The following is a 23,881-nucleotide window of genomic DNA, read 5'->3' as shown; positions in this document are numbered from 1 at the left end:
TAATCACCGGCCGCCACGCCGACAAGGGGCGAATCGAAAAATCCAGGCACCGGCGGCGGATCCGGTGCGGCCGGTCGTGCTGGGATGGGCTGATGCGAGGCAGGCAATTGTCCGGAGGCGGCCGCGCGGTGCGGATCGCTCCCGACCGCCTGGCGGGCTGGTTCGAGCGGTTCGCCGACGGGCACGGTGGCGCGCTGCGCACCGTTCTCGGCCCGCGCCGCGTCGAAGTGGCCGCCGCCGACGGCGCCACGGCCGCGGTGACCGTCCCGTTCGGCGAGCTGGCCGGACCGCACGGCGAGCAATCCGGCCTGGCGGTGTCAGCGCTGGTCGAGCACGTGTCGCGGACGCGCCGGGTCGGGCTGGTGCTGGTGCGCCTGGGCGCGCACAGCGTGGGCATCGCCCGTGGCGGCGTGATCGAGGTTTCCTCGACCGATCGGCACCTGGTGCACGGCCGGAACAAGGCGGGCGGGCAGTCGCAGCAACGATTCGCGCGCCGCCGCGAGGGCCAGGCGCGCCGTTCCCTGGAGTCCGCCGCCGACGACGCCGCACGGGTGCTGCTGCCGGAACGCGAGCGGCTCGACGCCGTGATCCTCGGCGGGGACGGCAAGGCGTTGGACGCGCTGCGCGCGGATCCGCGGCTGCGCGAGCTGCTCGCCGCGGCCGAACCCGGCGTGCTCGACGTCGCCGAGCCGCGCCGTTCGGTGCTCGACGATGCGGCGGTCCGCGCGATCTCGGTGGAGGTCGAGATCCACGATCCGGCTCCCTGATCTACCCCGTGGCCCTGGCCTGCCGGGCCCGCCCGGTGACGCTCAGTGCCGGAGTGCACGCCTGACCCGGTAGTCCGGCCGTTACACTGGTCGACGTGGTGAGCAAGCACGCGATCCCGCGGCACGCCGTGCGACGGCGATCCCACCCGCGGGAGTACTGCCTGATGGTGTCCGCCGACTAGCGGCGCCCCTTACAGCCCATCGGCCCGGTCGTACCGGCGATGGGCGTTTTCGCGATCTCGCTCGACCACTAGCCTCCGGAGTTTTCGTTGATCTCTGCCACTTCCCTGGAACTGCGCGCTGGTTCGCGCATCCTGCTGTCCGGTGCGAACCTGCGCGTCCAGCCCGGCGACCGCATCGGCCTGGTCGGTCGCAACGGTGCGGGCAAGACCACGACGCTGCGCGTGCTCGCGGGCGAGGGTGATCCCTACGCCGGTGAGCTGGTGCGCAGCGGCGAAACGGGTTACCTGCCGCAGGACCCGCGGGAAGGCGACCTCTCGGTCGCGGCCAAGGACCGGGTGCTCTCCGCGCGCGGCCTGGACCGGATCCTGCGCGACATGGAGAAGGCGCAGACCGCGATGGCCGAACTCGCCGACGACCGGCAGCGGGACAAGGCCATCGACCGCTACGGCAAGCTCGAGGAGCGCTTCGCCGCGCGCGGCGGGTACGGCGCCGAGAGCGAAGCGGGCCGGATCTGCTCGAACCTGGGGCTGCCGGACCGGGTGCTGACCCAACCGCTGAGCACGCTCTCCGGTGGCCAGCGCCGCCGGGTCGAGCTGGCCCGGATCCTGTTCGCCGCCGCGGAGGCGGGCCCCGGTGGCGGTTCGGCGACGACGCTGCTGCTGGACGAGCCGACCAACCACCTCGACGCGGATTCGATCAACTGGCTGCGCGAGTTCCTCCGCAACCACGACGGCGGCCTCGTCGTGATCAGCCACGACGTCGAGCTGCTCGGCGACGTGGTGAACAAGGTGTGGTTCCTGGACGCGGTCCGCGGCGAGGCCGACGTCTACAACATGGACTGGAAGCGCTATCAGGAAGCGCGCGCCGCCGACGAGAAGCGCCGCCGCCGGGAACGCGCCAACGCCGAGAAGAAGGCGTCCACGCTCATGGCGCAGGCCGACAAGATGCGGGCCAAGGCCACCAAGGCCGTCGCCGCGCAGAACATGGCCCGCCGCGCCGAGAAGATGGTCAACGACCTGGAAGAGGAACAGGCCGACGACAAGGTCGCCAAGATCCGCTTCCCGGAACCGGCCTCCTGCGGCAAGACGCCGCTGACCGCCCGCGGGCTGTCCAAGTCCTACGGCTCGCTGGAGATCTTCACCGGCGTCGATCTCGCCGTCGACCGCGGCTCCCGGGTCGTGGTGCTCGGGCTCAACGGCGCGGGCAAGACCACGTTGCTGCGGCTGCTCGGCCACATGGAGGAGTCCGACGCCGGCGAGATGGTGCCCGGCCACGGGCTGCGCGTCGGCTACTACGCGCAGGAGCACGAAACCCTCGACCACGACGCGACCGTGTGGGAGAACATCCGCAGCGCGGCCCCGGACACCCCGGAGCAGCAGCTGCGCACGCTGCTCGGCGCGTTCCTGTTCCGCGGTGAACAGCTCCAGCAGCCCGCGGGCACGCTCTCCGGCGGGGAGAAGACCCGGCTGGCGCTGGCCGGGCTCGTCTCCAGCGCGGCGAACGTGCTGCTGCTCGACGAGCCGACGAACAACCTGGACCCGGCCAGTCGCGAGCAGGTGCTCGACGCGTTGCGCAGTTTCACCGGAGCGGTGGTCCTGGTGACGCACGATCCCGGCGCGGTCGAAGCGCTCGAGCCGGAACGGGTGATCCTGTTGCCCGACGGGACTGAGGACCACTGGTCCGAGGACTACATGGAGCTAGTGCAACTCGCCTGACGAGTGGTTTTTCCCACCCTGGGCCGTACGCGGCGTGACGACCGCTGCTCCGGTGGCGCGAACACCCGTTACGACCAATCATGCCCGGCTCGGCGCATCGAAACGCCCTGACCTGCGAAGAACTCCGGCGGCTAGGCGGCTCACCGCCGGATGTCGCGGCTGAGTTAGTCCGAACAGGTGAGCGCATTCCGGTGATCGCCGTGGGCTGATCTCGACCGTTGGGCGATCTTTTTGCATGATCGCCTGGCGTTTACGGCCGTCCTGTTCGATCATTGCGACGACAGGGGTCGCGAGCGGCCCGACCTGTTCGGAGGGAAGGCGGGGACACTGTGGCTGACCTGAAGAAGGGTGCGCGAATCACCGGAAGCGCACGGGACAAGCTTGCCAGTGACCTTAAGAAGAAGTACGAGAAGGGAGCCAGCATCCGCGCCCTGGCTGAGGCGACCGGCCGGTCCTACGGGTTCGTGCACCGGGTGCTCAGCGAATCGGGCGTGCAACTGCGCGGCCGCGGGGGTGCGACGCGTTCGAAGAAGAAGTGAGGCAGCGGGCATGATCGGTTCGTTGCGGTTCCTTTCCGGCCGGCGGGTACCGTTCGGTTCCGCCCGGTCGACGCAGAACTGATGGAGGCCCGTTTGCAGCAGTCGAGGATGGACGCCGACCTCCTGGACCGTGGCGGTGTGGGGCTCACGGTTCAGGGGCGGCGCGCCACCATCACGCTCGACCGCCCGGACAAGCTCAATGCGCAGACTCCGTTGACGTGGGCGGCGCTGCGCGAGATCGGCCAGTCCCTCGACCCGGGAGTGCGGGTCGTCGTGGTGCGCGCGCGGGGGCGCGCGTTCTCCGCCGGGCTGGACCGCAGGTTGTTCGGGTCCGAGGACGTGGACGGGGCGCCCGGCCTGATCGGACTGGGGCAGCGCCCCACCGAAGAGGCCGACGCCGAGATCGCCGGGTTCCAGCAGGGCTTCAGCTGGCTGCGGGAACCCGACCGGGTGACGATCGCGGCCGTGCAAGGCCACGCCATCGGCGCCGGGTTCCAGCTCGCGCTGGCCTGCGACCTGCGGGTGCTCACCGAGGACGCGCGGTTGCGGATGGCCGAGACCGGGTTGGGCCTGGTGCCGGATCTGGGTGGGACGTTGCCGCTGGTGCGCGCGATCGGTTACGCCCGCGCGGTCGAGATCTGTGCGGCCGGCCGGGAGGTTGGTGCCGAGGAAGCCCTGCGGATGGGCTTGGCGAACTCGGTGGTGCCCGTCGAAGGGCTGGACGCCGCGGTCGATCAGCTCGCCGAGGCGGTCAGCACCCCGCCGGAAGGCGCGGTGCGCGAGACGCTGGCCTTGCTGGCGCAGGCCGACGAGGCGGTGGACCCGGAGCAGCAGCTCGCCGCGGAGCGGGCGGCGCAGATCCGGCGGATCACGGAGCTGGCAGGCGCGCTCGAAGCGAACTGAGCGAATCGCCCGGACCGGGCTCGACCTTCGGGTCGGGCCCGGTCTTTCGTGCCCGGGTCGGGAGGCACATCAGGTGAGGCCGGGGACGCGGGCGCCGTAGTGGCGCAGGTTCGCGGCGTTGGCGTCGTCGCCGCCGACGGTGTTCGCGCTGCGCCACACCGGCAGCTCGAGTCCGGCGCGCTGCGCGGAGTCGTGCAGCCGGACCAGCAGCAGGTTCCACAGGTAGGCGTTCGCCAGCGAGGACAGCGGCGCGGTGACCGGGTCTCGGGGCGGGTAGCTGGCGTCTCCACCGGGGGTTCGGGTGTCCAGCACGATGTGCGCTTGCTCGGCCAGGGTGGTGCCCGCCCGCTTGGGGGCGTCGGCGCTCGCGGCCGGGGAAGTCACCGCGATGACGGTGGATCCCGCGCCCGCCGCGGTCACGGCCAGTTCCACCGGGTACGGGTTGACGCCCGAGTTGGAGAAGACCACCAAGGCGTCCTGGCCGCCGCGGAACTCCGCGTCGGCGAGCATGGTTGCGGCCAGGCCGCTGGTGCGCTCGGTGCCGGTGGAAGCCACGGCGCCGTGCAGCGGGAGCAGGTCGGGGCGGTAGAGCGGGCGCACGGCCGCCAGTCCGCCTGCGCGGTAGAAGGACTCCATGACTCCGGCCAGCGAGTGCCCGGCCCCGGCGGTGCACACCAGGCCGTCCGCGCGCAGGCAGGTCAGCAGCGCGTCCGCGGCTTCGGCGAGCGCGGTGGCGTTGCGCGCACCGACTCCGCGCAGGTGCTCGAGGGTGGCTTCGGCGTGCGGCGGCGCGGGCTGGCTGCCGAGAACTTCGGACATGGGCACTGCTCCTCGGGTCGATGGCGCGAACACCGCTGGTCTATACCTGTTCGGCGGTGCGCGGCAAGCACGTCGATTCCGCGCCGCTCGGCGTGCTGATCGCGCGGGTGTGATCAACGCGGGTCTACAATGATCGCTTCGAGGGGCCGGACGTGCCGATTCGCGAACCGGTCGGCGTCCGACAAGGTCAACGGGACAGATCAGCAGGGGTCGCATGTCGCAGCGCAGCAATCGCCGCGCCGTGCTCGCCGACGCAGCAGTCGAGGTGTTGGCGCGCGAAGGGGGGCGCGGGCTCACGCACCGGGCCATCGACCGGGAGGCCGGGTTCCCGGAGGGGACCACGAAGAACTACCACGCCACCCGGGAAGCCCTGTTCGCCGCGATCGGCCGCCGGGTCGCCGACCAGCAGACCGCGGCCATGCGCCGGTTGCGCGAGCAGTTGCCCGACGGGGTCGCGCAGGGCGACGTCACCGCGCTGTACCTGGCGATGCTGCAGCGGATGGTGACCACGGCCCGGTCCCAATTCCTCGCGCTGTTCGAGCTGCACCTGGAAGGGGTGCGCAATCCGCAGGTCCGCTCGGCGCTGGGGGAGATCACGCTGGCCGGGGTGGATTCGGCGGTGCACCTGCACGCAGCGGTCGGCGAGCCGATCCCGGCGCGCGGCGCGGGTTTGCTCGACGCCGGGATGCTGGGCGTGGCGATGACGATGCTGAGCCTGCCGGACGACGTGGTGGGCCGGATCGGCTTCGACGACCCGGACGCGCTCGGGCGGTCGCTGCTGGACATGGCCGCGGACGCGGAGCCGGCGGAAGGGTTGTTGCGCGGGCAGGCGAGCTGAGCGCTGCGCGGTTCGGGTGAAATGCGCGCTCGGTGCTGCCCCCGCGCCGCGTTGCGCTGCTGACCGAAAACCTGCCTGCTGCCGCGCGTCAGCTGCGTTTCCGCCGCACACATCGGCTCGGGGGCCGCGCTGCGCGACCGCAAGATCACGCGAGGTAGTGTCCGTTGCGCGGTAGGCGCCGTACGTCGTGAACCGGCGGGTTGGCATCATTGGCCGACGGCGTTTCCAGGCGAGTACAGCTATCGACTGCGTGGGGTGCAACGAAGGCATGTCGAATCCGCCGCTGCAAGACGGCCCGGTCGATCCGCTGGCGGTGGTGTTCGCCCGCCTCGCCGACGTTCCGCTGGACGTGCTGGACAAGCTGATCGAGTCCACCAACGCGGTCTACGGCGACCTCAACAAGGTCCACGGTCACGCTTACTGGGGCGACCTGGTGCTGCACCAGGGCGCGGCGATCAAGGCGTTGCGCGAGGCGAGGGAATGCCTGGACGCACTGCGTTCCGAGGCGGTGGGCGCGCGGAATTCCGAGCTCGGCGTCTCGGTGGCGACCGCGGTGGTCGACGGCGAGCGGCACTACGCGCACACCTCCGAGGACAAGGCCGGGCTGGTGGAGAAGGTGCTGCGGCCGGGCACCGCGGGCCGCGCCAGCCACCTCTACGTCTGGGACCGCCCCTACGAGAGCGACGACATCCCGGGGCCGTACCAGAGCGTGCGGGTCGTGACCGACGGCGAAGCCGAGGTCGGGGTGGTCAACTACACCGAGGAATCCGAGGACGGCGAGCTCACGTCCTGGCACACCCGCAACCCGGAACCGTTCGCCGAGCCGCCGAAGCTGCGCTTCGACGTGGGCAGCGCGCTGCTGTTCCCGCGCGATTCGGTGCTGGCATTCCGGGAGCTGCGCGCGGGCCTTCTGGAGTACGTCGCGGACGGTTCCCGGCCGGAGGCGCTGCAATGGCAGCAAGTCCGGTGGGGCGAGACGTGATCGCAGGTCACGGGATTGCCGGACGGGTTCGGTAACTGTTCGGTACACATTGGGTTAGCCATTCGGCGCAAGCTCTTGTGAACTATTGACGAGAAGCCGTCGAGGATGGTTCTTTTTTCTCACTTCGGGAGAAGAGGAGGTCCTCGTGGCTCGAAGAATCGTGGTTCTGCTGGCCGTGCTGGCCGGTTTCGCCGTTCCGGCGGCGGCAGGCGCGCAACCGGCGGATGCGCCCGCCCGCGCGGCGACGTTGCGGGTCGGAACGGCGCAGCAGATCGACTCGCTGAACCCGTTCCTGGGCTACTCGCTGGCGTCGACCGACCTGTTCCGGTTGATCTACCCGACGCTGACCACGTACGACCCGCGGGACTTCGCGCCGGAACCGGAGCTGGCGGAGTCGTGGTCGACCTCCCCGGACAAGCTGACCTGGACCTTCAAGATCCGCCCAGGGGTGCGCTGGACCGACGGGCTGCCGGTGACCGCGCGCGACGCCGCCTACACCTACGACCGGATGATGCGGGACCCCACGGCGGCCACCGCGAACGGCAACTTCGTGGAGAACTTCCAGTCGGTGTCCGCGCCGGACGACGGCACGCTGGTGATCCGCACCAAGACCCCGCAGACGACGATGCTGGCCATCGACGCGCCGATCGTGCCCGCGCACGTGTGGTCGAAGATCCCCGACCTGACCTCCTACCCGAACGACCGGATGCCGGTGGTCGGGTCGGGTCCGTTCCAGCTCACCGAGTACGAGCCGGAGCGCTACGCCGCGCTGCGGGCCAATCCGGACTTCTGGCGCGGCCCGGCGAAGATCGGCGAGCTGCGGTTCGTGCAGTTCAAGAACACCGACGCCGCGGTGCAGGCGCTGCGCAAGGGCGAGATCGACGTCGCGCAGCAGCTCACTCCCACGCAGTTCGAAGCGCTGGCCGGGCAGCGCGACATCCAGCAGGTCAAGGGCCAGGGGCGCCGGTTCTCCGAGATGCTGATCAACCCGGGTGCCACCAACAGCGAAGGGCAGCCGATCGGCAGCGGGCATCCGGCGCTGACCGACGTGCGGGTGCGCCGCGCTGTCGACAAGGCAATCGACAAGCCGAAGCTGATCGAAAGGGTGCTCAACGGATACGGCCAGGTCGGTGGCGGGTACCTGCCGCCGATCTTCGACGACTACCACTGGAAGCCGCCGCGGCCGCGCGGGTTCGACCCGGCCGCGGCGAACCGGGAGCTGGACGCCGCAGGCTACCTGCGCGGGCCGGACGGAATCCGCCGCACGCCGCAGGGCGAGCCGCTGAACTTCGAGTTCATGCTGCACGCGAGCACCTCGGCGGATGCGCAGGTGGGCGAGTTCGTCAAGCAGTGGCTGGCCGACATCGGCATCGCGGTGCAGCTGGATCCGGTCTCGGACAACCAGGTCAACGACCGCACCACCGGGGGTGACTTCGACCTGGCGATGTCCGGCTGGTCGGCGAACCCGGACCCGGACTACGTGCTGCGGCTGCAGACCTGCGGCTCCCGGCCCAGCCCGGACGGCGGTGGCACGCCGGACTCGTTCCTGTGCGACCCGGTCTACGACGACCTCTACGCCCGCCAGCTCGGCGAGTTCGACCCGGCCAAGCGCATCGACCTGGTCAAGCAGGCGCAGCGGCGGTTCTACGACCAGGCGAGCGCATCGGTGCTGTACTACCAGAACTCGCTGGAGGCGTACCGCTCCGACCGCTTCAGCGGGTTCACCACCCAGCCCGCGAACGGGGGCGTGATCACCGGGCAGCAGGGCTACTGGGGCTACTACGGCGCCCAGCCGACGCCGAAGGCCGAGCACGCCTCGGATCCCCCGGACTACGGGCGGATCGGGCTGGTGCTGCTCGGGATCGTGGTCGTCGGCGGAGTGGTGATCCTGCTGGTGGCGCGCCACCGGCGGGCCACCATGGACGAACGGGAGTGACGCGATGGCCGATCCGGTGACGCAGCACCAACCACGCCCGGCCGAGGAACCGGCGACCGAGGACGCCGCGACCGGCTCCGGCGGCTGGCTGCGCTACGCCGCGGGCAAGCTCGGTGGCGGGCTGCTGAGCCTGTTCCTGGTGGCGGTGCTCGGGTTCTTCCTGTTCCGGGTGATGCCCGGTGATCCGGTGCGCACGATGACCCGCGGCGCGGCGGTCTCCGGCGAGCAGATCCAGCAGTTGCGGCACCGCTTCGGGCTGGATCAGCCGCTGTGGAAGCAGTTCCTGGACTTCCTCGGCGCGCTGCTGCGCGGTGACCTGGGCACCTCCTACACCTACAGCCGCCCGGTGGCCGACCTCATCGCGGAGCGGTTCTGGCCGACGGTGCTGCTGGTCGGCACCGCGACGGTGCTGGCGGTGGTGCTCGGGCTGTGGATGGGCACGCGGGCGGCGTGGCGCCAGGGCGGGAAGTTCGACAAGATCTCGACCTCGGTGGCGTTGACGTTTTGGTCGGTGCCGACGTTCTGGTTCGGGCTGATCGTGCTGATGGTCTTCGGCGTCGGGGTCGGGCCGATCCCCGGGCTGTTCCCGGTCGGCGGGATCAACTCGCCGGACACGCCGCCGGAGCTGCCCGCGCAGGTGCTGGACGTGGCGCGGCACCTGGTGCTGCCCGCGTCGACGATGGTCGCGGTGGTCTACGCGCAATACCTGATGGTGATGCGGTCCTCGCTGCTGGAGGAAATGGGCGCGGATTACCTGACCACCGCGCGCGCGAAGGGCCTGCGCGAAGACCTGGTGCGGCGCAGGCACGCGGTGCCGAACGCGATGCTGCCGACGGTGACGCTGATCTTCCTGCACCTGGGCCTGGTCGTGGGCGGGGCGATCACCGTGGAGACGGTGTTCTCGTGGCCCGGGCTCGGCCTGCTGACCTACGAGGCGCTGAAGGTGCCGGATCTGCCGTTGCTGCAAGGCACATTCATCGTGCTGGCGGGGAGTGTGATCGTGATGAACGTGGTGGCGGACCTGCTCTACCGGGTCCTGGACCCGCGGGTGCGTGCCTCGTGACGGCGCCGCAACCCACGGGGCAGCAACCGACGGGGCAGCAACCCACGGGCCGGCAACCCACGGCAGGGCAGCTGTTGCGGGCGCGGCGGCGCGCGTCCGCGGCCGAGTCGTGGCGGGTGTTCCGGCAGGACCGCGGCGGGGTGGCCGGGCTGGTCCTGCTGGTGGCGATCACCGCGCTGGCGTTGCTGGCCCCGGTGCTGACCCAGCAGTCCGGATTGGACGTGACCAGGGCGACCGGTGATTCGCTGCAGGCGCCGAACGCGGATTTCTGGCTCGGCACCGATGAATCCGGCCGCTCGGTCCTGCTGCTGACGTGGTGGGGCGCGCGGGTGTCGCTGGTGGTGGGCCTGGCCGCGGCGGTGCTGTCGGTGGTGATCGGCACGATCGTCGGCGTGCTGTCCGCGCACTTCAGCGGGTGGACCGAGACGGTGCTGATGCGGATCACCGACTTCTTCCTGGTGCTGCCCGCGCTGGTGCTGGCCATCGCGCTGTCCACAGTGCTCGAACGCGGGCTCGGCACGATCGTGCTGGCGATCGGGGTGACCTCGTGGCCGACCACGGCGCGGCTGGTGCGCGCGCAGACGCTGACCGTCGAAGCCCGGCCCTACATCGAGCGGGCGCAGGTGCTCGGCGGCGGGCACGCGCACGTGATCCGCAAGCACGTGCTGCCCGCCGTGCTGCCGCTGGTGTTCGCGAACACCACGTTGTCGGTGGCCAGCGCGATCATCATGGAGTCCACGCTGGCGTTCCTCGGGCTCGGCGATCCGAGCCGCGCCTCCTGGGGCTCGATGCTCAAGTCCGCGATGGACACCGGTGCGGTCACCGGCGGCGCGTGGTGGTACCTGCTGCCGCCCGGGATCGGGATCGTGCTGGTGGTGCTGAGTTTCACGCTGTGCGGAAGGGCGATGGAGACGGTGTTCAACCCGAGGTTGCGGGGGCAGCGATGAGCCCGATCCTGGAGCTGCGCGGAGTGTCGATCACCTACCGCGGCGCGGCATCCCCGGCCGTGCGGGACGTGGACCTGAGCCTGGAACCGGGCGACACGCTCGGCCTGGCTGGGGAGTCCGGGTGCGGCAAGACGACGCTGGCCATGTCGGTGTTGCGGCTGCTGCCGCGCTCGGCTGAGGTGGGCGGTGCGCGGCTGCTCGATGGGCAGGACGTGCGCGGCATGTCGTTCGGGCGGATGCGCGCCGTGCGGTGGTCCACGGCGTCGGTGGTGTTCCAGGGCGCGATGCACGCGCTGAACCCGGTGCAGACGATCGGCGCGCAGATCGCCGAGCCGATGCGGTTGCACGAGACCGTCTCCGGCGATCCGCGGGCGCGGGTGGTCGAGCTGCTGGAGGCGGTGGAGCTGCCCGCCGAGCGCGCCGACGCCTACCCGCACGAGCTCTCCGGCGGTCAGAAGCAGCGCGTGATGATCGCGATGGCGCTGGCCTGCGATCCGCGGTTGATCATCGCCGACGAGCCGACGACCGCGCTGGACGTGGTGGTGCAGGCGCAGGTGCTGGAGCTGCTGGGCAGGCTGGTCGCCGAGCGCGGCATCGCGCTGCTGGTGATCAGCCACGACCTGTCGGTGCTGTCGTCGAGCTGCGCCCGGATCGCGGTGATGTACCGGGGCGAGGTCGTCGAGCACGGCCCGTCCCACCGGCTCATGGCCGCTCCGGAACACCCGCACAGCCGCGCGTTGGCGGAGGCGTTCCCGACCGTGGGCGATCCCGGGTTCCGGCTGGTGCAGCCGGGCGAGCCGGGTCGTGCGCTGCTGTCGGCCGCGGGGGTGTCGGTGACGTTCCCGGCGCGTTCGGGCCCGCCGGTGCGCGCGGTTCGCGAAGTGGATCTGCAGGTGGGGGAGCAGGAGATCGTGGCGCTGGTCGGCCAGTCCGGTTCCGGCAAGACCACGCTGGCCAGGACGCTGCTCGGGTTGCAGCCGCCGACCGCGGGCGAGGTGCGCTTCGACGGCGCACCGCTGCCGAGTTCGTCGGCCGGGCTGCGGGAGTACCGGCGGCTGGTGCAGCTGGTGCTGCAAGACCCGACCGGTGCGCTCAACCCGCGCAACACCGTCTACGAGCTGGTGGCCGAGGGGCTGCGGATCCACGGTGCCGCCGCCGACGAGTCGGCGAAGGTCGTGGCCGCGTTGGAGGCGGCCGAGCTGCGGCCCGCCGAGGACTTCCTGTCGCGCTTCCCGCACGAGCTCTCCGGCGGCCAGCGGCAGCGGGTGGTGATCGCCGGTGCGCTGGTGCTGGACCCGAAGGTGCTGGTGGCCGACGAACCGGTGGCCTCGCTGGACGCCACCGTCCGCGGCGAGATCCTCGCGCTGCTGCTGCGGCTGCGCGAAACCCGCGGTCTGTCCACTTTGGTCATCACGCACGATCTGGGGCTGGCCTGGAACATCGCCGACCGGGTGGCGGTGATGTACCGCGGCGAGATCGTCGAACTCGGGCCGGTCGAACAGGTGCTGCTCGAACCGCAGCACGACTACACCAGGACGCTGCTGGCCGCGGTGCCTTCGCTGGCGGGCCGCGGCGAACCGGCCGCGGAGTGAGCGAACCGGTGGCCGCGGCGATCGACGCGAACGGGACCGGCAGCTGGGGCACCCTGGCCGAGTAGGAACTTCGCACCGGTGAGGAGCCGTCATGGCCACCAGCACGATCGACCCGGACGCCGCGATCACCACGCTGATCAACGTCTTCCACGTCCAACCGGACAAGCAGCAGGAACTCGTGTCGCTGCTGAACGAGGCGACCGAAGCGGTGATGCGGCACCGCGACGGGTTCGTCTCGGCGAACATCCACGCCAGCCGGGACGGGCACACCGTGGTCAACTACGCGCAATGGCGCGACGAAGCCGCCTTCCGCGCGATGCTCGCCGACCCGGCCGCGCAGGAGCACATGTCCTCGGCCACGGCGCTGGCGACCTCCGATCCGAAGCTGTACACGGTCGCGGCGACGCATCACGCGTGATTCAGCCGAACCCGTCGACCACCGCGGGATGGCCCGGACGGTCCACGCGGACGACGTGGTCGGCGAGCCGTTCGGGCGCGACTTCGGCGCTGTAGCGGTCGAACGCGGGCAGCGTCCAGTGCTCGGACTCGGCGAGTTGGCGTTGCAGCGACCGCCCCGGCAGCCACAGGTGCACGGTCAGCTCGAACGGCAATCCGGCGCCGAGCAGCAGCGGCCCGTCCACGAGCAGCACGCCGTGCTCCGGTAGCCGGACCCGGTCGAGCCTGGGGGAACGGTCGGTCGTCACGTCCCACAGCGCGGGCAGCACCAGTCCGGAGCCGCCGCTGGCGAGCGGATCGAGCGCTTCGCGGCGCAGCCCGCCCAAGTCGAACCAGCTCTCGTAGAACGAATCCGGATCGTCGCGCCCGTGCTCCAGCCGCAGCGACGCCGCGCGCACGTAGCGCCAGGTGCTCACCCGCACGACCTCCCGGCCGCGCACCCGCAGCGGTTCGACCAGACCGTCGGCGAACTCCGCGGTGCCGACGGCGCCGTCGACGGCCACCCGGGGCCGCGGCGCGCGCACCTCGGCGATGGTCTCGGCGAGTTCATCGGCCAGCTTTTCCGGTGTGATCGCTCGGACCCGCATGTCCCCGTTCTATCCGCAACGGCCGGCCGACCCGGCCATGGGTGTCAGCGCAGCGCCGGTTGCAGGACGCTGAGCCGCTGCGCGGACGTGTCCAGTTCCGCGGCCACTCCCAGCGGCATGGTCCGCTGCGCCGCGCAGTGGCCGAAGCCGAGCTCGCCGAGCACCGGGATGCCCAGGTCGCCGAGGAGGTTCCGGAGCACGTCCCGCACGTCTTCCTGCGGCCCGCAGCCGCTCCACGAGCCGAGCGCGACACCGCTGGCGCGGTCGAACCAGCCCGCGCGCAGCAGCTGGGTCAGCGCGCGGTCCAACCGGTACGGGTCCTCGCCGACGTCTTCGAGCAGCGCGATCCCGCGCTCCGGCGGCGGGGCGGTGTCCGGTGCGCCGAGCGCGGCCGCGGCCAGTGCCAGGTTGCCGCCGTAGGTGATGCCGCGCGCCCGCCCCGGCACCAGCGCCTCCGCACCGCGGCGAGTGATGATCGTGACCGACTCGGGGGCGAACAGGGTGCGCCGGAAGTGCTCGCGCGCCGCGCCGTCCTCCACGAACGCCGCGGTGCCGATCATCGGGCCGAACACCGTGGCCAAGTCGAGCTTGTTGCCGAACGCGCCGTGCAGCGCGGTCACGTCGCTCGAGCCGGCGAACACCTTGTGCCCCGCGTTGCTCATCGCGGTCCAGTCCAGGTGGTCCAGCAACCGCATGCTGCCGTAGCCGCCGCGGGCGCACACGACGCCCGCGACGTCCGGATCGCACCACGCCTGTTGCAGGTCGGCGGCCCGGTCGGCGTCGGTTCCCGCGAGGTAGTTCAGCCGCGGATGCCGTTCGCGGACGTGCTTGCCGGGCACCACCCGCAGATCCCAGCTGCGCAGCAGATCGATCCCGGCGTCGAGCAGGTCGGCGGGCACCGGTCCGGCGGGGGCGACCACGGCGACGGTGTCCCCGGCGCGCAGCCGCGGGGGACGGCGTCGTTCGCGGGTGCTCAATGCGGCGCTCCATGAGGGGGAGAAGTTCCGGACTCCGGGGGCGAGGTGAGCGTAGCGGTCCGCAACGCCCGGGCGAGCCGCCCGGCGGCGGCGTGTTCGCGTTCGGCGAACTCGCGGCTCTGCCGTTCCGCGGCCGCCCGCAGCGCCGTTGCGAGCCCGGCTTCGCGGCAGGTGAACCCTGCTGAGGAGGCGTCCGGCCGGATACGGGGGACGGCTGCGCGCGCCCGACCGCGGGTGGCTTAGTGTCGAAGGTGCCATGGCTCGTGTCATCCACGTCTTCCGCCAGCCCGACCGGTTCGTCGCAGGGACCGTCGGGGAACCAGGCGAGCGCACCTTCTACCTGCAGGCGTCCGAGGACGTCCGCACGGTCAGCGTGCAGCTGGAGAAGCAGCAGGTCACCGTGCTCGCCGAACGCATCGGTGCGCTGCTGGAGGAGGTGCAGCGCCGGTTCGACGCGGAGCTGCCCGCCGACGCCCCGGACGACCTCGTCGACTCGGACCCGCTGGCGGTGCCGGTGGAGGAGGAGTTCCGGGTCGGCACGATGGGGCTCGGCTGGGACGCCGAGACCGAAGCCGTCGTGGTGGAGCTGCTCGCGGTCACCGAGGAGGAGATCGACGAGTCCGTGGTGCTCGACGACACCGAGGAGGGCCCGGACGCGGTCCGCGTGTTCCTCAGCCCGGCGCGCGCCCGCGCGTTCGCCGACCGCGCCGAGCGGGTGATCAACGCGGGCCGCAAGCCGTGCCCGCTGTGCAACGAGCCGCTGGACCCGGAAGGCCACATCTGCCCGCGGCAGAACGGCTACCGCCGGTCGGAAGAGGACTAGCGGCTCGTGCATCCCGCCGATCCGGCCGCCCGCGAGGTCCTGGCGCAGGGCCGCATCGAGGTCGAGGGGCGGCTCGTGGAAGCCTCGAACGCCACGCTGCTGTGCTCGGTCGAGCACGACGGCGCGGCGGCCGAGTGCGTCTACAAGCCGGTGCGCGGGGAACGTCCGTTATGGGACTTCCCGGACGGCACGCTCGCCGGTCGGGAAGTCGCCTCCTACCTGGTGTCCGAAGCGCTGGGCTGGCACCTGGTCCCGCCGACACTGCTGCGCGAGGGCCCGTTCGGGCCGGGGATGGTGCAGCTGTGGGTGGACACCGAGGAGGACTCGGACCTGGTCGACCTGGCCGAACCGGCGGACGTCCCGGAAGGCTGGCGAGCGGTGCTGCAGGCGCAGGACAACCACGGTGATCCGGTGGTGCTGGCGCACGCCGACCACGCCGCGCTGCGCCGGCTCGCGGTGCTCGACGTCGTGATCAACAACGCGGACCGCAAGGGCGGGCACATCCTGCACGCGCCCGACGGCGACGTTTTCGGCATCGATCACGGCGTGAGCCTGAACGCGGAGAACAAGCTGCGCACGGTGCTTTGGGGCTGGATCGGCAAACCGCTGCCCGCGGAGGCGACCGAGGCGCTGGGCCGCTTCCGGGCGCTGATGGAGGGCGAGCTGGCCGCCGACCTGGCCGAGCACATCACGCCCAAGGAAGTCCAGGCGATCAACGAGCGGGTGCAGGCCCTGCTCGGCGAGGGCGTTTTCCCGGCGCCTTCCGGTGAGTGGCCCGCGATTCCCTGGCCGCCGTTCTGAGCGTTGGTTTTCCCGCTCGTTCTCCCAGGAAACGGCTGAGGCCGCTGCGCGTGGAGCCGCTCCACAGCAACGGTTGAACCCGGAGCAGCCCGCGAAAATCAGGTGCGCGCTGCGTGCTCGGAACGTCACCATGCGCACGTGGAACAAGATCTCGACCTGAGCCGGGACCCGCATCCGCTGCGCGGCCGCACAGCGCTGGTGACCGGCGCGAGCCGCAGGCAGGGGATCGGATTCGCGATCGCGCGCAGGCTCGCGGCCTGGGGCGGGAGCGTTTTCCTGCACCACCACCGGCCGCACGACGTCGAGCAGCCGTGGGGCGCCGACGACGCCGACGAGGTCCGCGCCGGGGTCTCCCGGCACCTGGTCGGCGACGCCCGGGTCGCGGACGCGCCGGGCGATCTCGTCGAACCCGGCGAGCCGGAGCGGCTGGTGCAGCGCGCGGTCGCCGAGTTCGGGCACCTCGACGTGCTGGTCTGCAACCACGCCCGCAGCGGTTCGGACGGCGCCCTGGGGGAGTTGGACGCCGAGGTGCTGGACGGGCACTGGGCGGTCAACACCCGCTCGTCGATCCTGCTCGCGCAAGCCTTCGCTGCCCACCACGACGGCCGTCCCGGCGGGCGGGTCGTGTTCCTGACCTCCGGTCAGCAGCTCGGCCCGATGCCGGGCGAGGTCGCCTACGCCGCGGCGAAAGGTGCGCTCGCGGAGATCACCCTCACCCTGTCCGACCAGCTCGCCGACTCCGGCATCACGGTGAACACGGTCAATCCCGGCCCGGTGCAGACCGGGTACCTGGGCGAGCGGGACTGGCACGTGGTCGCACCGATGTTCCCGTTCGGCCGCTACGGCGAACCGGACGATCCCGCGCGGCTGATCGGGTGGCTGAGCACCGACGAAGCCCGCTGGATCACCGGCCAGGTGATCAACACCGAGGGCGGTTTCGCGCGCTGGCGCACGCGCGGGGAGATCCCGCGCACCGACCGGTGAACCGGTTTCAGTCCACCAGCGCCTGGTAGACCATCTGGTGCAGCTGCGAGCGGATCGGGTGCGTGCTGGAGGGCACCAGCTGGGTCAGGAACACGACGGTGAGCTCCTCGGCCGGATCCACCCAGAACGCGGTGCTGGCCAGCCCGCCCCAGGACAGCTCGCCGGGGCTGGCGACCACGCGCGAGGGGACCGGGTCCTCGACCACCGCGAAGCCCAGGCCGAAGCCCTTGCCCGCGTTGCTGACCTCGGAGAACGAGCCGTGCGCCAGCTGGTCGAGGTGCGCCCCGCCGGGCAGGTGGTTGCGCGCCATGAACCGCACGGTGCGGTCGCCGAGCAGCCGCACCCCGTCCAGCTGCCCGCGGCCGAGCAGCATCCCGGTGAACCGGTGGTAGTCGTGCGCCGAGGACACCAGGCCACCACCGCCGGACAGCGCCTTCGGCGGGGTCTCCGGCACCGACGGGCGCTTCGGCCGCACCGCCTTGCCGTTCGAGTCGGCGACGTAGAGCGAAGCGAGCCGGTCCAGCGACTCCGGCGGCACCGCGAAACCGGTGTCGGTCATGCCCAGCGGCTCGAAGATGCGGGTGCGGAAGAACTCGTCCAGGCCCATGCCGGAGGCCACCTCCACCACCCGGCCGAGCACGTCGGTGGACACCGAGTAGTTCCACGAGCTGCCCGGGTCGAACAGCAGCGGCATTCCCGCGTACACGTCGCAGACGCCCTCGAGGTCCAGGTCGGCGGGGGTGCCCAGCTCGAAGCCCTGTTGCCGGTAGATCTCGTCGGTCGGGTGCAGCCGGTGGAACCCGTAGGTCAGCCCGGAGGTGTGCGTGAGCAGGTGCCAGATCCGCATCGGCTCGATGGCCGGCCGGGTCTGCGCTTCCCGCGCGGGGCCGCCGGTGTAGACCCGCAGGTCGGCGAACGACGGGATGAAGTCGCTGACCGGGTCGGTGAGCTCGAACGCCCCTTCCTCGTAGAGCATCATCGCCGCCACCGACGTGATCGGCTTCGTCATCGAGTAGATCCGGAACAGCGTGTCGTCGCGCACCGGGTCCTCGGACTCCAGGTTCCGCAGGCCGCAGGTGCTCGAGTGCGCGATCTTGCCGCCGCGCGCGATCAGGACCTGCCAGCCCGCGAGCCTGCCGTCGTCGACGTAGCGGGCGAAGTGCCGGTCGAGCCGCTGCAGTCGTTGCGGGTCGAAGCCTGCTCCGGCGGGGTCGATCTCGAACTGCGACTGACTCACGGCGTCCTCCTTCGCGACCTGGCTGGTTCGTTTCTACGCGCAGGCGCGGGCCGGTCGCCATGCCGAGTGGTGATCGTCGCGGGCGGCCTCGGCCGGCCGGAGCTGCTTGAGTAGGAGATCCCGCAGCGAGGCGGTGAGGTTCCGCTCAGCGACCACCTACGCAAACCCCTGAACAACAGGCTCTGGGGAGTAGCGTCGGACGGGTGACGAATCTCCAGACTCCACCCACCGGACTGCCCCGTACGGCTGGAGAGCTGCGTGCGGGCGGGTACCTGCCGTGCAGCGTGAAGGCCGAGGTGCGCCGGAACCTGCTCAGCGCGCTGCGTTCCGGCGACCGGCTGTGGCCGGGCATCGTCGGCTTCGACCGCACCGTGCTGCCGCAGCTGGAGCGCGCTCTGATCGCCGGGCACGACGTGGTGCTGCTCGGCGAACGCGGCCAGGGCAAGACGCGGCTGCTGCGCGGGCTGACCGAACTGCTCGACGAGTGGACCCCGGTGCTGCCCGGGTCCGAACTGGACGAACACCCGCTGGAACCGATCACCCCGGCTTCGATCCGCCGCGCCGCCGAACAGGGCGACGAGCTGCCCGTCGAGTGGCGGCACCGCAGCGAGCGCTACGTGGAGAAGCTGGCCACTCCGGACACCGCGGTCGGCGACCTGGTCGGCGACGTGGATCCGGTGAAGGTCGCCGAGGGCCGCTCGCTGGGCGATCCGGAGACCATCCACTTCGGACTCGTGCCGCGCGCGCACCGCGGCATCGTGACCATCAACGAGCTGCCCGACCTGGCCGAGCGGATCCAGGTGGCGCTGCTGAACGTGATGGAGGAGCGCGACATCCAGATCCGCGGCTACAGCCTGCGGCTGCCGCTGGACGTGCTGCTGGTCGCGACCGCGAACCCCGAGGACTACACCAACCGCGGCCGGATCATCACGCCGCTCAAGGACCGCTTCGGCGCGGAGATCCGCACGCACTACCCGCTGGAGCTCGAAGGAGAGACCTCGCTGATCCGGCAGGAGGCGCTGCTGGAGGCCGAGGTCGGCGACCACCTGCTGGAGGTGCTGGCCCGGTTCGTGGGGCACCTGCGGGAGTCCTCCGCGGTGGATCAGCGTTCCGGGGTCTCGGCCCGGTTCGCGATCGCCGCGGCCGAGACGGTGTCCGCGGCCGCGGTGCACCGCGCCGCGCTGACCGGGGAGGACCCGGCGGTGGCGCGGCCGGTGGACCTGGACGCGGTGCCCGCGGTGCTGCGCGGCAAGCTCGAGTTCGAGGCCGGTGAGGAAGGCCGGGAGGACGAGGTCCTCGGCTACCTGCTGCGCCGTTCGGTCGCCGACACCGCGCGCGGCCTGTTCGCCGGGCTGGACCTGCGTTCGCTGGTCGAAGCGGTGACCGGTGGGCACCAGGTCGCCACCGGCGAGCGCATCAGCGGCGGCGACGTGCTCACCGCGCTGCCGGAGCTGCCGGTGCTGCAGCAGGTCGCCGAACGGCTCGGCGTGCGCGCGGACGACTCGTCCGGGCGCATCGCCAGCGCGGTCGAGCTGGCGCTGGAATCGCTGTACCTGAACAAGAAGCTGGCCAAGGACTTCGACGAAGATCGGTCGGTGTACGGCTGATGACTCCGAGGCCGCGCCGCTACCGCTACGGAGCATGGCACGGCGGCTCCGATCCGCTGGAGCCGCCGGTGGACCTGCGCGAGGCGCTGGACCAGATCGGGCGCGACGTGATGGAGGGCGCGTCGCCGCGGTCGGCGCTGGAAGAGATGCTGCGCACCGGCACGCGCGAAACGTCCGGTCTGGACGAACTGACCCGCAGGCTGTGGCAGCGCCGCTCGGAGCTGCAGCGCAGGCACAACCTGGACGGCACCTTGCAGGAGGTGCGCAGGCTGCTGGACCGCGCGGTGGCGCAGGAGCGGGAGTCGCTGGCGGCCGAGGAAGGCGACGACGCCCGGTTCCGCGAGTTGCAGCTGGACGCGCTGCCGCCGGACGCGGCCGGTTCGGTGCAGGAGCTGTCGAACTACGACTGGCGATCCCAGGACGCGCGGGAAACCTTCGAGGAGATCCAGCGGATGCTGGGTTCGGAATTCCTCGAGCAGCGCTTCAAGGGCATGAAGGAAGCGCTGCAGGACACCACCCCGGAGGACGTCGAGCGGGTGCGCAAGATGCTCGACGACCTCTCCGAGCTGCTGGCCGCGCACGCCCGCGGCGATGCCGACGTGCCGCGGCGGTTCGACGAGTTCATGGCCGAGCACGGCGAGTTCTTCCCGGAGAATCCGCGCAACGTCGACGAGCTGATCGACGCGCTCGCCGCCCGTTCCGCGGCGGCGCAGCGGATGCTGAACTCGATGAGCGAGCAGCAGCGCGCCGAACTGTCGCAGCTGTCGCAACAGGCGTTCGGCGATCCGCGCATCGGCGAGGCGCTGAACCGGATGGATCAGCAGTTGCAGTCGCTGCGTCCCGGCGAGGACTGGTCCGGCCGGGGGCGGTTCCGCGGTGATCAGCCGATGGGGCTGGCTGAGGCCACCGAGGCGATGGCCGAGCTGGGTGAGCTGGAGCAGCTCGCCCAGCAGCTCGGCCAGTCCTACCCGGGCGCGAGCCTGCAGGACATCGACCTGGAGGCGCTGGAACGCCAGCTCGGCGAGCAGGCCGTGGTGGACGCGCAGCGGCTCTCCGAGATCGAGCGGCAGCTGCGGCAGCAGGGCCTGCTGCAGCGTGCTCCGGACGGCAACCTGCAGCTGAGCCCGCGCGCGATGCGCAGGCTCGGGGAAACCGCGTTGCAGTCGGTGATCTCGCAGCTGCGCAGCCGCCAGGGCGAACGCGACACCGACCGGGCGGGCGCGGCAGGGGAACTCACCGGCACGACCCGGCCGTGGTCCTACGGCGACACGGAACCGTGGGACGCCGGCCGGACGGTGCGCAATTCGGTGCTGCGCCGCGCCGCCGAGGGCCCGCGGTCGCCATTGCTCCAGGTGGATGACCTGGAGGTCGCCGAGACCGAGCAGCGTTCCCGCGCGGCCGTGGCGTTGTGCGTGGACACCTCGTGGTCGATGGTGCAGGACGGCCGGTGGGTGCCGATGAAGCGCACCGCGTTGGCGCTGAACCACCTGGTGGCCACCCGCTACCGCTCGGATGCCCTGCAACTGGTCACCTTCGGCCGTTATGCGTCCACTGTGGACGATCGGGAGCTGGCGGCGCTGGAAGGCACTTGGGAGCAGGGGACGAACCTGCACCACGCGCTGCTGCTGGCGGGCAGGCACGTGCGGCGGAACTCCGACGCGCAGCCGGTGGTCCTGGTGGTCACCGACGGCGAACCCACCGCTCACCTGGAAACCGACGGCGAAGCGGTGTTCCAGTACCCGCCCACGCCGCGCACCCTCGGCGTCACGTTGTCCGAAGTGGACTCGCTGCACCGGCTGGGCGCGACGCTGAGCGTGTTCATGCTCGGCGAGGACCCGCGCCTGGAGCGGTTCGTGAACATCGTCGCCCGCCGCGGCGGCGGCCGGGTCGTGGCACCGACCGCGGACGGCCTCGGTGCGGCCGTGGTCGGCGACTACCTGCGCACCAAGCGGCGGTGAGGTGGGCGCATCGCCTGGGCGAGCGCTCGGCCGAAGCGGTGGGCGGCGGCTAGGTCGGAGCGATCGAAGGCTGCATGGCCGGGCCGTTCCGGCTGTGCAAGCGAAACCGCCTGGGCCGCTCCGGTGAATTCGAGTCGAACGGCCGTCACGCGGGGCGCCATGTCCGGCGTTCAAGGCTGCCACGCAGGTGGGCGACGATCTGCCGGAGTGACGCCGGAATCCGCTGGTCCCCGACGCCGCGACGGGGAGCGGCGGATGCCTACTGCTTGTTCGCGCCCACCAGGTCCGCGGGATCCTGGGCCTGTTCCTGCGCGATGGACTTGCGGACCGCGTTGATCTGGCGGCGGCCCCAGCTTTCCGACAGGCCGTAGCGCTTGCCGAGCTCGGCCGGCTTGACGGGCTGGTCGGCGGCCAGGGACGTGCGGTAGTCGCTGCGGGCCGCGGAGCGCTTGTCCCGGTCGCTCATCGGGCCGTCCGGCACCGGGGGCAGTTGCAGCGTCTTCTCCGCGTCGGAGGGGTCGGCGGCGGTCCCGTCCTTGGTCGCCGCGTTCGTGGACGCTGGGCCGGTGGATGCCGCGCCCTCGGTGGTCTTGCCGGTGCCTGCCCGGGATTTGGCCGCCGCGGAGCCCTTCCCCGGCCGGTCCGCCGACTTCGAGGCCGTCGTCGGCGTTTCGCCGGTCGTCGTGGGCAGCTCCATGGTCACGGTGGCGGCTTCGGCGTCCGCAGTGGACGGTTCCGGTCCGGTGCGGTTCGCCTTGCTCGCGGCGTTCTTGGCGGCCTTGCCGGAGTTGGGGTCGCTGCCGTTGGCGTTCGGGTCCGCCGCCTCGGAGCTTGCTGCCTTGGAGGCAGTCGTCCCGGATTCCGCCACGTCGGGACCGGTCGCGCTGGAGCCTGCCTCGCCGGAGCCTGTCTCGCCGGAGTCTGGAGCCTTGGAGCCGGACTCCTCGGCGCCGACCGCAACGGAGATCGTGGCCGCGCGCGCGGTTGCCGCGTCCGGCTCGGATTCCGCGGCCGGAGCACCGTTCGTGCCCGCGTCCGATCCGCCCTCGGAATGCGCGGACGCGCCTCGTCCGCCGCGCACGGTCGGAGAATCGTCGGCCGAGGGGGACTCGGCCGCGTTGCTGTTCGCGGTGGCCGTCTCGTCCTGGCCGGGAGCCGGGTAGTTGGCCGAAACCGCGGACGTGCGCACCGAAGCGGCGCTGGCGGCAGCCGGAACGGCATCGCGGCCGCTGTCCACACTGGACTCATGGGTCCGCGCGCCGACGGCCTCCGGCTGAGTTGTGCGTTGCGAGCCGGACGGTTCGACGGAGTCGCCGAACGTGTTCCCGGCAGTCCCGACCGCCCCGCGATCTTCCTGCCGACCCGGCGAAAGTCCCGCAGCCGCCCCGGATTCGCCCGCGAACTGATCGCCGCGCGCGGGCACCGCCGGTTCGGCACCGGACTGCGGTCCCACCGCGCGCGCCCCGGACGGCTCCGCGGCCTGCAGCGCAGCGGCGCGGCGCGCCTCGGGCGGGGACAACGTGCCGAGCCCGGCGATCTCCTCGACCGGGATGTCGATGACCTGGTTGCGGAACGCCTCGCTGGTGCTCTTGCGGTCCACCATCCAGCGCAGCACCAGCAGCCCCGGCCGCAGCCGGAAACCGCGCATCCCGTGCTTGGCCTCGTAGTCGGCGCGCAGTTCCAGCAGCACCACGTCGAACACCGCGACCGCCGCGATCGGCAGCCCGGCCGCGACGATCTGCGCCTCCTGGCTCGGCTGGTGGATCCAGTTGATCCACGAGCTGACCCCGGTGAACGCCCACATCAGAATCCGTCCGCGCACCGCGGAACGACCGTTGATGGATGAGCGGTAGGTCATCAGGGTGCAGGCGAACGCGGCGCCGTCGAACGTCGCGGGCACCAGCCAGGCCGTGACGTTGGTGAACCCGGCCATCGACTGCATCCCGTACTCGTGCAGGCCGACGAAGCTCGCGCCCCAGCCCATCACGGCGGCCATCGCGACGAAGAACAGCGCCGCGATCGACAGCGACCGGCTGCCCCGGTCCACCGCCGCGTCGCCGGGGGCGGACGGCGCATGGCCCGCCGGGAAGGCGTCGTTGGCCGAAGTGGCGATCGGGCGCGCGCTGCTTCCGGCGTCGTGCACGGGGGTCCTCCAGGTTCGTGCGGG

At 71.6% G+C, this 23,881-nt stretch carries 21 protein-coding genes; 16 read left to right on the top strand and 5 right to left on the bottom strand.

Features of this window, described 5'->3' with window-relative positions; translation table 11 throughout:
• Nucleotides 1–89: 89 nt before the first annotated feature.
• From INP57_RS09510 to INP57_RS09495, 4 genes are all read left to right on the top strand, one after another.
• A complete protein-coding gene (locus INP57_RS09510) occupies nucleotides 90–767 on the top strand; it encodes an acVLRF1 family peptidyl-tRNA hydrolase (RefSeq protein WP_200069914.1) in 678 nt (225 codons plus the stop codon).
• Between the two features lie 269 nt (nucleotides 768–1,036).
• A complete protein-coding gene (locus INP57_RS09505) occupies nucleotides 1,037–2,665 on the top strand; it encodes an ABC-F family ATP-binding cassette domain-containing protein (RefSeq protein WP_200069735.1) in 1,629 nt (542 codons plus the stop codon).
• 329 nt (nucleotides 2,666–2,994) lie between these two features.
• Complete coding sequence (locus INP57_RS09500; protein WP_200069734.1) at nucleotides 2,995–3,204, top strand: helix-turn-helix domain-containing protein; 210 nt, start codon at nucleotides 2,995–2,997, stop codon at nucleotides 3,202–3,204.
• Between the two features lie 108 nt (nucleotides 3,205–3,312).
• Nucleotides 3,313–4,107, top strand: coding sequence for an enoyl-CoA hydratase/isomerase family protein (locus INP57_RS09495; protein ID WP_233627192.1), 795 nt, complete (start codon nucleotides 3,313–3,315; stop codon nucleotides 4,105–4,107).
• 69 nt (nucleotides 4,108–4,176) lie between these two features.
• Here INP57_RS09495 and INP57_RS09490 read toward each other — a convergent pair whose 3' ends face one another.
• Complete coding sequence (locus INP57_RS09490; protein WP_200069732.1) at nucleotides 4,177–4,926, bottom strand: sugar isomerase domain-containing protein; 750 nt, start codon at nucleotides 4,924–4,926, stop codon at nucleotides 4,177–4,179.
• A 214-nt stretch (nucleotides 4,927–5,140) separates the two neighbouring features.
• Here INP57_RS09490 and INP57_RS09485 point away from each other — a divergent pair, with 214 nt between their 5' ends.
• The 7 genes from INP57_RS09485 (at nucleotide 5,141) to INP57_RS09455 (ending at nucleotide 12,702) form a co-directional block, all read left to right on the top strand.
• Complete coding sequence (locus tag INP57_RS09485) at nucleotides 5,141–5,764, top strand: TetR/AcrR family transcriptional regulator (RefSeq protein ID WP_200069731.1); 624 nt, start codon at nucleotides 5,141–5,143, stop codon at nucleotides 5,762–5,764.
• A gap of 268 nt (nucleotides 5,765–6,032) precedes the next feature.
• The gene (locus INP57_RS09480) at nucleotides 6,033–6,746 is read left to right on the top strand and encodes an Imm1 family immunity protein (protein ID WP_200069730.1); all 714 of its coding nucleotides are present in this window, start codon (nucleotides 6,033–6,035) and stop codon (nucleotides 6,744–6,746) included.
• 145 nt (nucleotides 6,747–6,891) lie between these two features.
• Nucleotides 6,892–8,682 carry an ABC transporter substrate-binding protein gene (locus INP57_RS09475; protein WP_200069729.1) on the top strand — a complete coding sequence of 597 codons (1,791 nt, stop codon included), beginning with the start codon at nucleotides 6,892–6,894 and terminating at the stop codon, nucleotides 8,680–8,682.
• 4 nt (nucleotides 8,683–8,686) lie between these two features.
• Nucleotides 8,687–9,745, top strand: a complete 1,059-nt coding sequence (locus INP57_RS09470; protein ID WP_200069728.1) for an ABC transporter permease — start codon at nucleotides 8,687–8,689, stop codon at nucleotides 9,743–9,745.
• A gap of 74 nt (nucleotides 9,746–9,819) precedes the next feature.
• Nucleotides 9,820–10,692 carry an ABC transporter permease gene (locus INP57_RS09465; RefSeq protein ID WP_200069913.1) on the top strand — a complete coding sequence of 291 codons (873 nt, stop codon included), beginning with the start codon at nucleotides 9,820–9,822 and terminating at the stop codon, nucleotides 10,690–10,692.
• Complete coding sequence (locus INP57_RS09460) at nucleotides 10,689–12,284, top strand: dipeptide ABC transporter ATP-binding protein (RefSeq protein WP_200069727.1); 1,596 nt, start codon at nucleotides 10,689–10,691, stop codon at nucleotides 12,282–12,284. Before INP57_RS09465 ends, INP57_RS09460 begins: the two co-directional genes overlap by 4 nt.
• Before the next feature lie 91 nt (nucleotides 12,285–12,375).
• A complete protein-coding gene (locus tag INP57_RS09455; protein WP_200069726.1) occupies nucleotides 12,376–12,702 on the top strand; it encodes a putative quinol monooxygenase in 327 nt (108 codons plus the stop codon).
• Nucleotide 12,703: 1 nt separating this feature from the next.
• On the opposite strand, the gene INP57_RS09450 is transcribed toward INP57_RS09455, so the two are convergent.
• Nucleotides 12,704–13,327, bottom strand: a complete 624-nt coding sequence (locus INP57_RS09450) for a nucleoside/nucleotide kinase family protein (RefSeq protein ID WP_200069725.1) — start codon at nucleotides 13,325–13,327, stop codon at nucleotides 12,704–12,706.
• Nucleotides 13,328–13,371: 44 nt separating this feature from the next.
• Complete coding sequence (locus INP57_RS09445; RefSeq protein WP_233627191.1) at nucleotides 13,372–14,304, bottom strand: S66 peptidase family protein; 933 nt, start codon at nucleotides 14,302–14,304, stop codon at nucleotides 13,372–13,374.
• 256 nt (nucleotides 14,305–14,560) lie between these two features.
• Between INP57_RS09445 and INP57_RS09440 the strand changes: the two genes are divergently transcribed.
• The 3 genes from INP57_RS09440 (at nucleotide 14,561) to INP57_RS09430 (ending at nucleotide 16,912) form a co-directional block, all read left to right on the top strand.
• Nucleotides 14,561–15,127, top strand: a complete 567-nt coding sequence (locus INP57_RS09440) for a DUF3090 domain-containing protein (RefSeq protein ID WP_200069723.1) — start codon at nucleotides 14,561–14,563, stop codon at nucleotides 15,125–15,127.
• 6 nt (nucleotides 15,128–15,133) lie between these two features.
• Entirely contained in the window at nucleotides 15,134–15,928 is a 795-nt protein-coding gene (locus INP57_RS09435; RefSeq protein ID WP_200069722.1) for an SCO1664 family protein, read from the top strand.
• A gap of 138 nt (nucleotides 15,929–16,066) precedes the next feature.
• The gene (locus tag INP57_RS09430; RefSeq protein ID WP_307849983.1) at nucleotides 16,067–16,912 is read left to right on the top strand and encodes an SDR family oxidoreductase; all 846 of its coding nucleotides are present in this window, start codon (nucleotides 16,067–16,069) and stop codon (nucleotides 16,910–16,912) included.
• A 7-nt stretch (nucleotides 16,913–16,919) separates the two neighbouring features.
• Here the strand turns inward: INP57_RS09430 and INP57_RS09425 are convergent, their stop codons facing one another.
• The gene (locus INP57_RS09425) at nucleotides 16,920–18,149 is read right to left on the bottom strand and encodes a serine hydrolase domain-containing protein (RefSeq protein WP_200069721.1); all 1,230 of its coding nucleotides are present in this window, start codon (nucleotides 18,147–18,149) and stop codon (nucleotides 16,920–16,922) included.
• Between the two features lie 203 nt (nucleotides 18,150–18,352).
• On the opposite strand from INP57_RS09425, the gene INP57_RS09420 reads away from it, so the two are divergent.
• Both INP57_RS09420 and INP57_RS09415 read left to right on the top strand, forming a co-directional pair.
• Nucleotides 18,353–19,756, top strand: coding sequence for an ATP-binding protein (locus tag INP57_RS09420; RefSeq protein WP_200069720.1), 1,404 nt, complete (start codon nucleotides 18,353–18,355; stop codon nucleotides 19,754–19,756).
• The gene (locus tag INP57_RS09415) at nucleotides 19,756–21,714 is read left to right on the top strand and encodes a vWA domain-containing protein (RefSeq protein ID WP_200069719.1); all 1,959 of its coding nucleotides are present in this window, start codon (nucleotides 19,756–19,758) and stop codon (nucleotides 21,712–21,714) included. Before INP57_RS09420 ends, INP57_RS09415 begins: the two co-directional genes overlap by 1 nt.
• A gap of 259 nt (nucleotides 21,715–21,973) precedes the next feature.
• On the opposite strand, the gene INP57_RS09410 is transcribed toward INP57_RS09415, so the two are convergent.
• On the bottom strand, nucleotides 21,974–23,857 hold the full coding sequence (locus INP57_RS09410; protein WP_307849982.1) for a DUF2637 domain-containing protein: 1,884 nt from the start codon (nucleotides 23,855–23,857) through the stop codon (nucleotides 21,974–21,976).
• Nucleotides 23,858–23,881 lie beyond the last annotated feature (24 nt).

It is taken from the genome of Saccharopolyspora galaxeae (assembly GCF_016526145.1).
Lineage (GTDB): Bacteria > Actinomycetota > Actinomycetes > Mycobacteriales > Pseudonocardiaceae > Saccharopolyspora_C > Saccharopolyspora_C galaxeae.
This window is presented reverse-complemented; position numbering and strand designations above follow the sequence as displayed.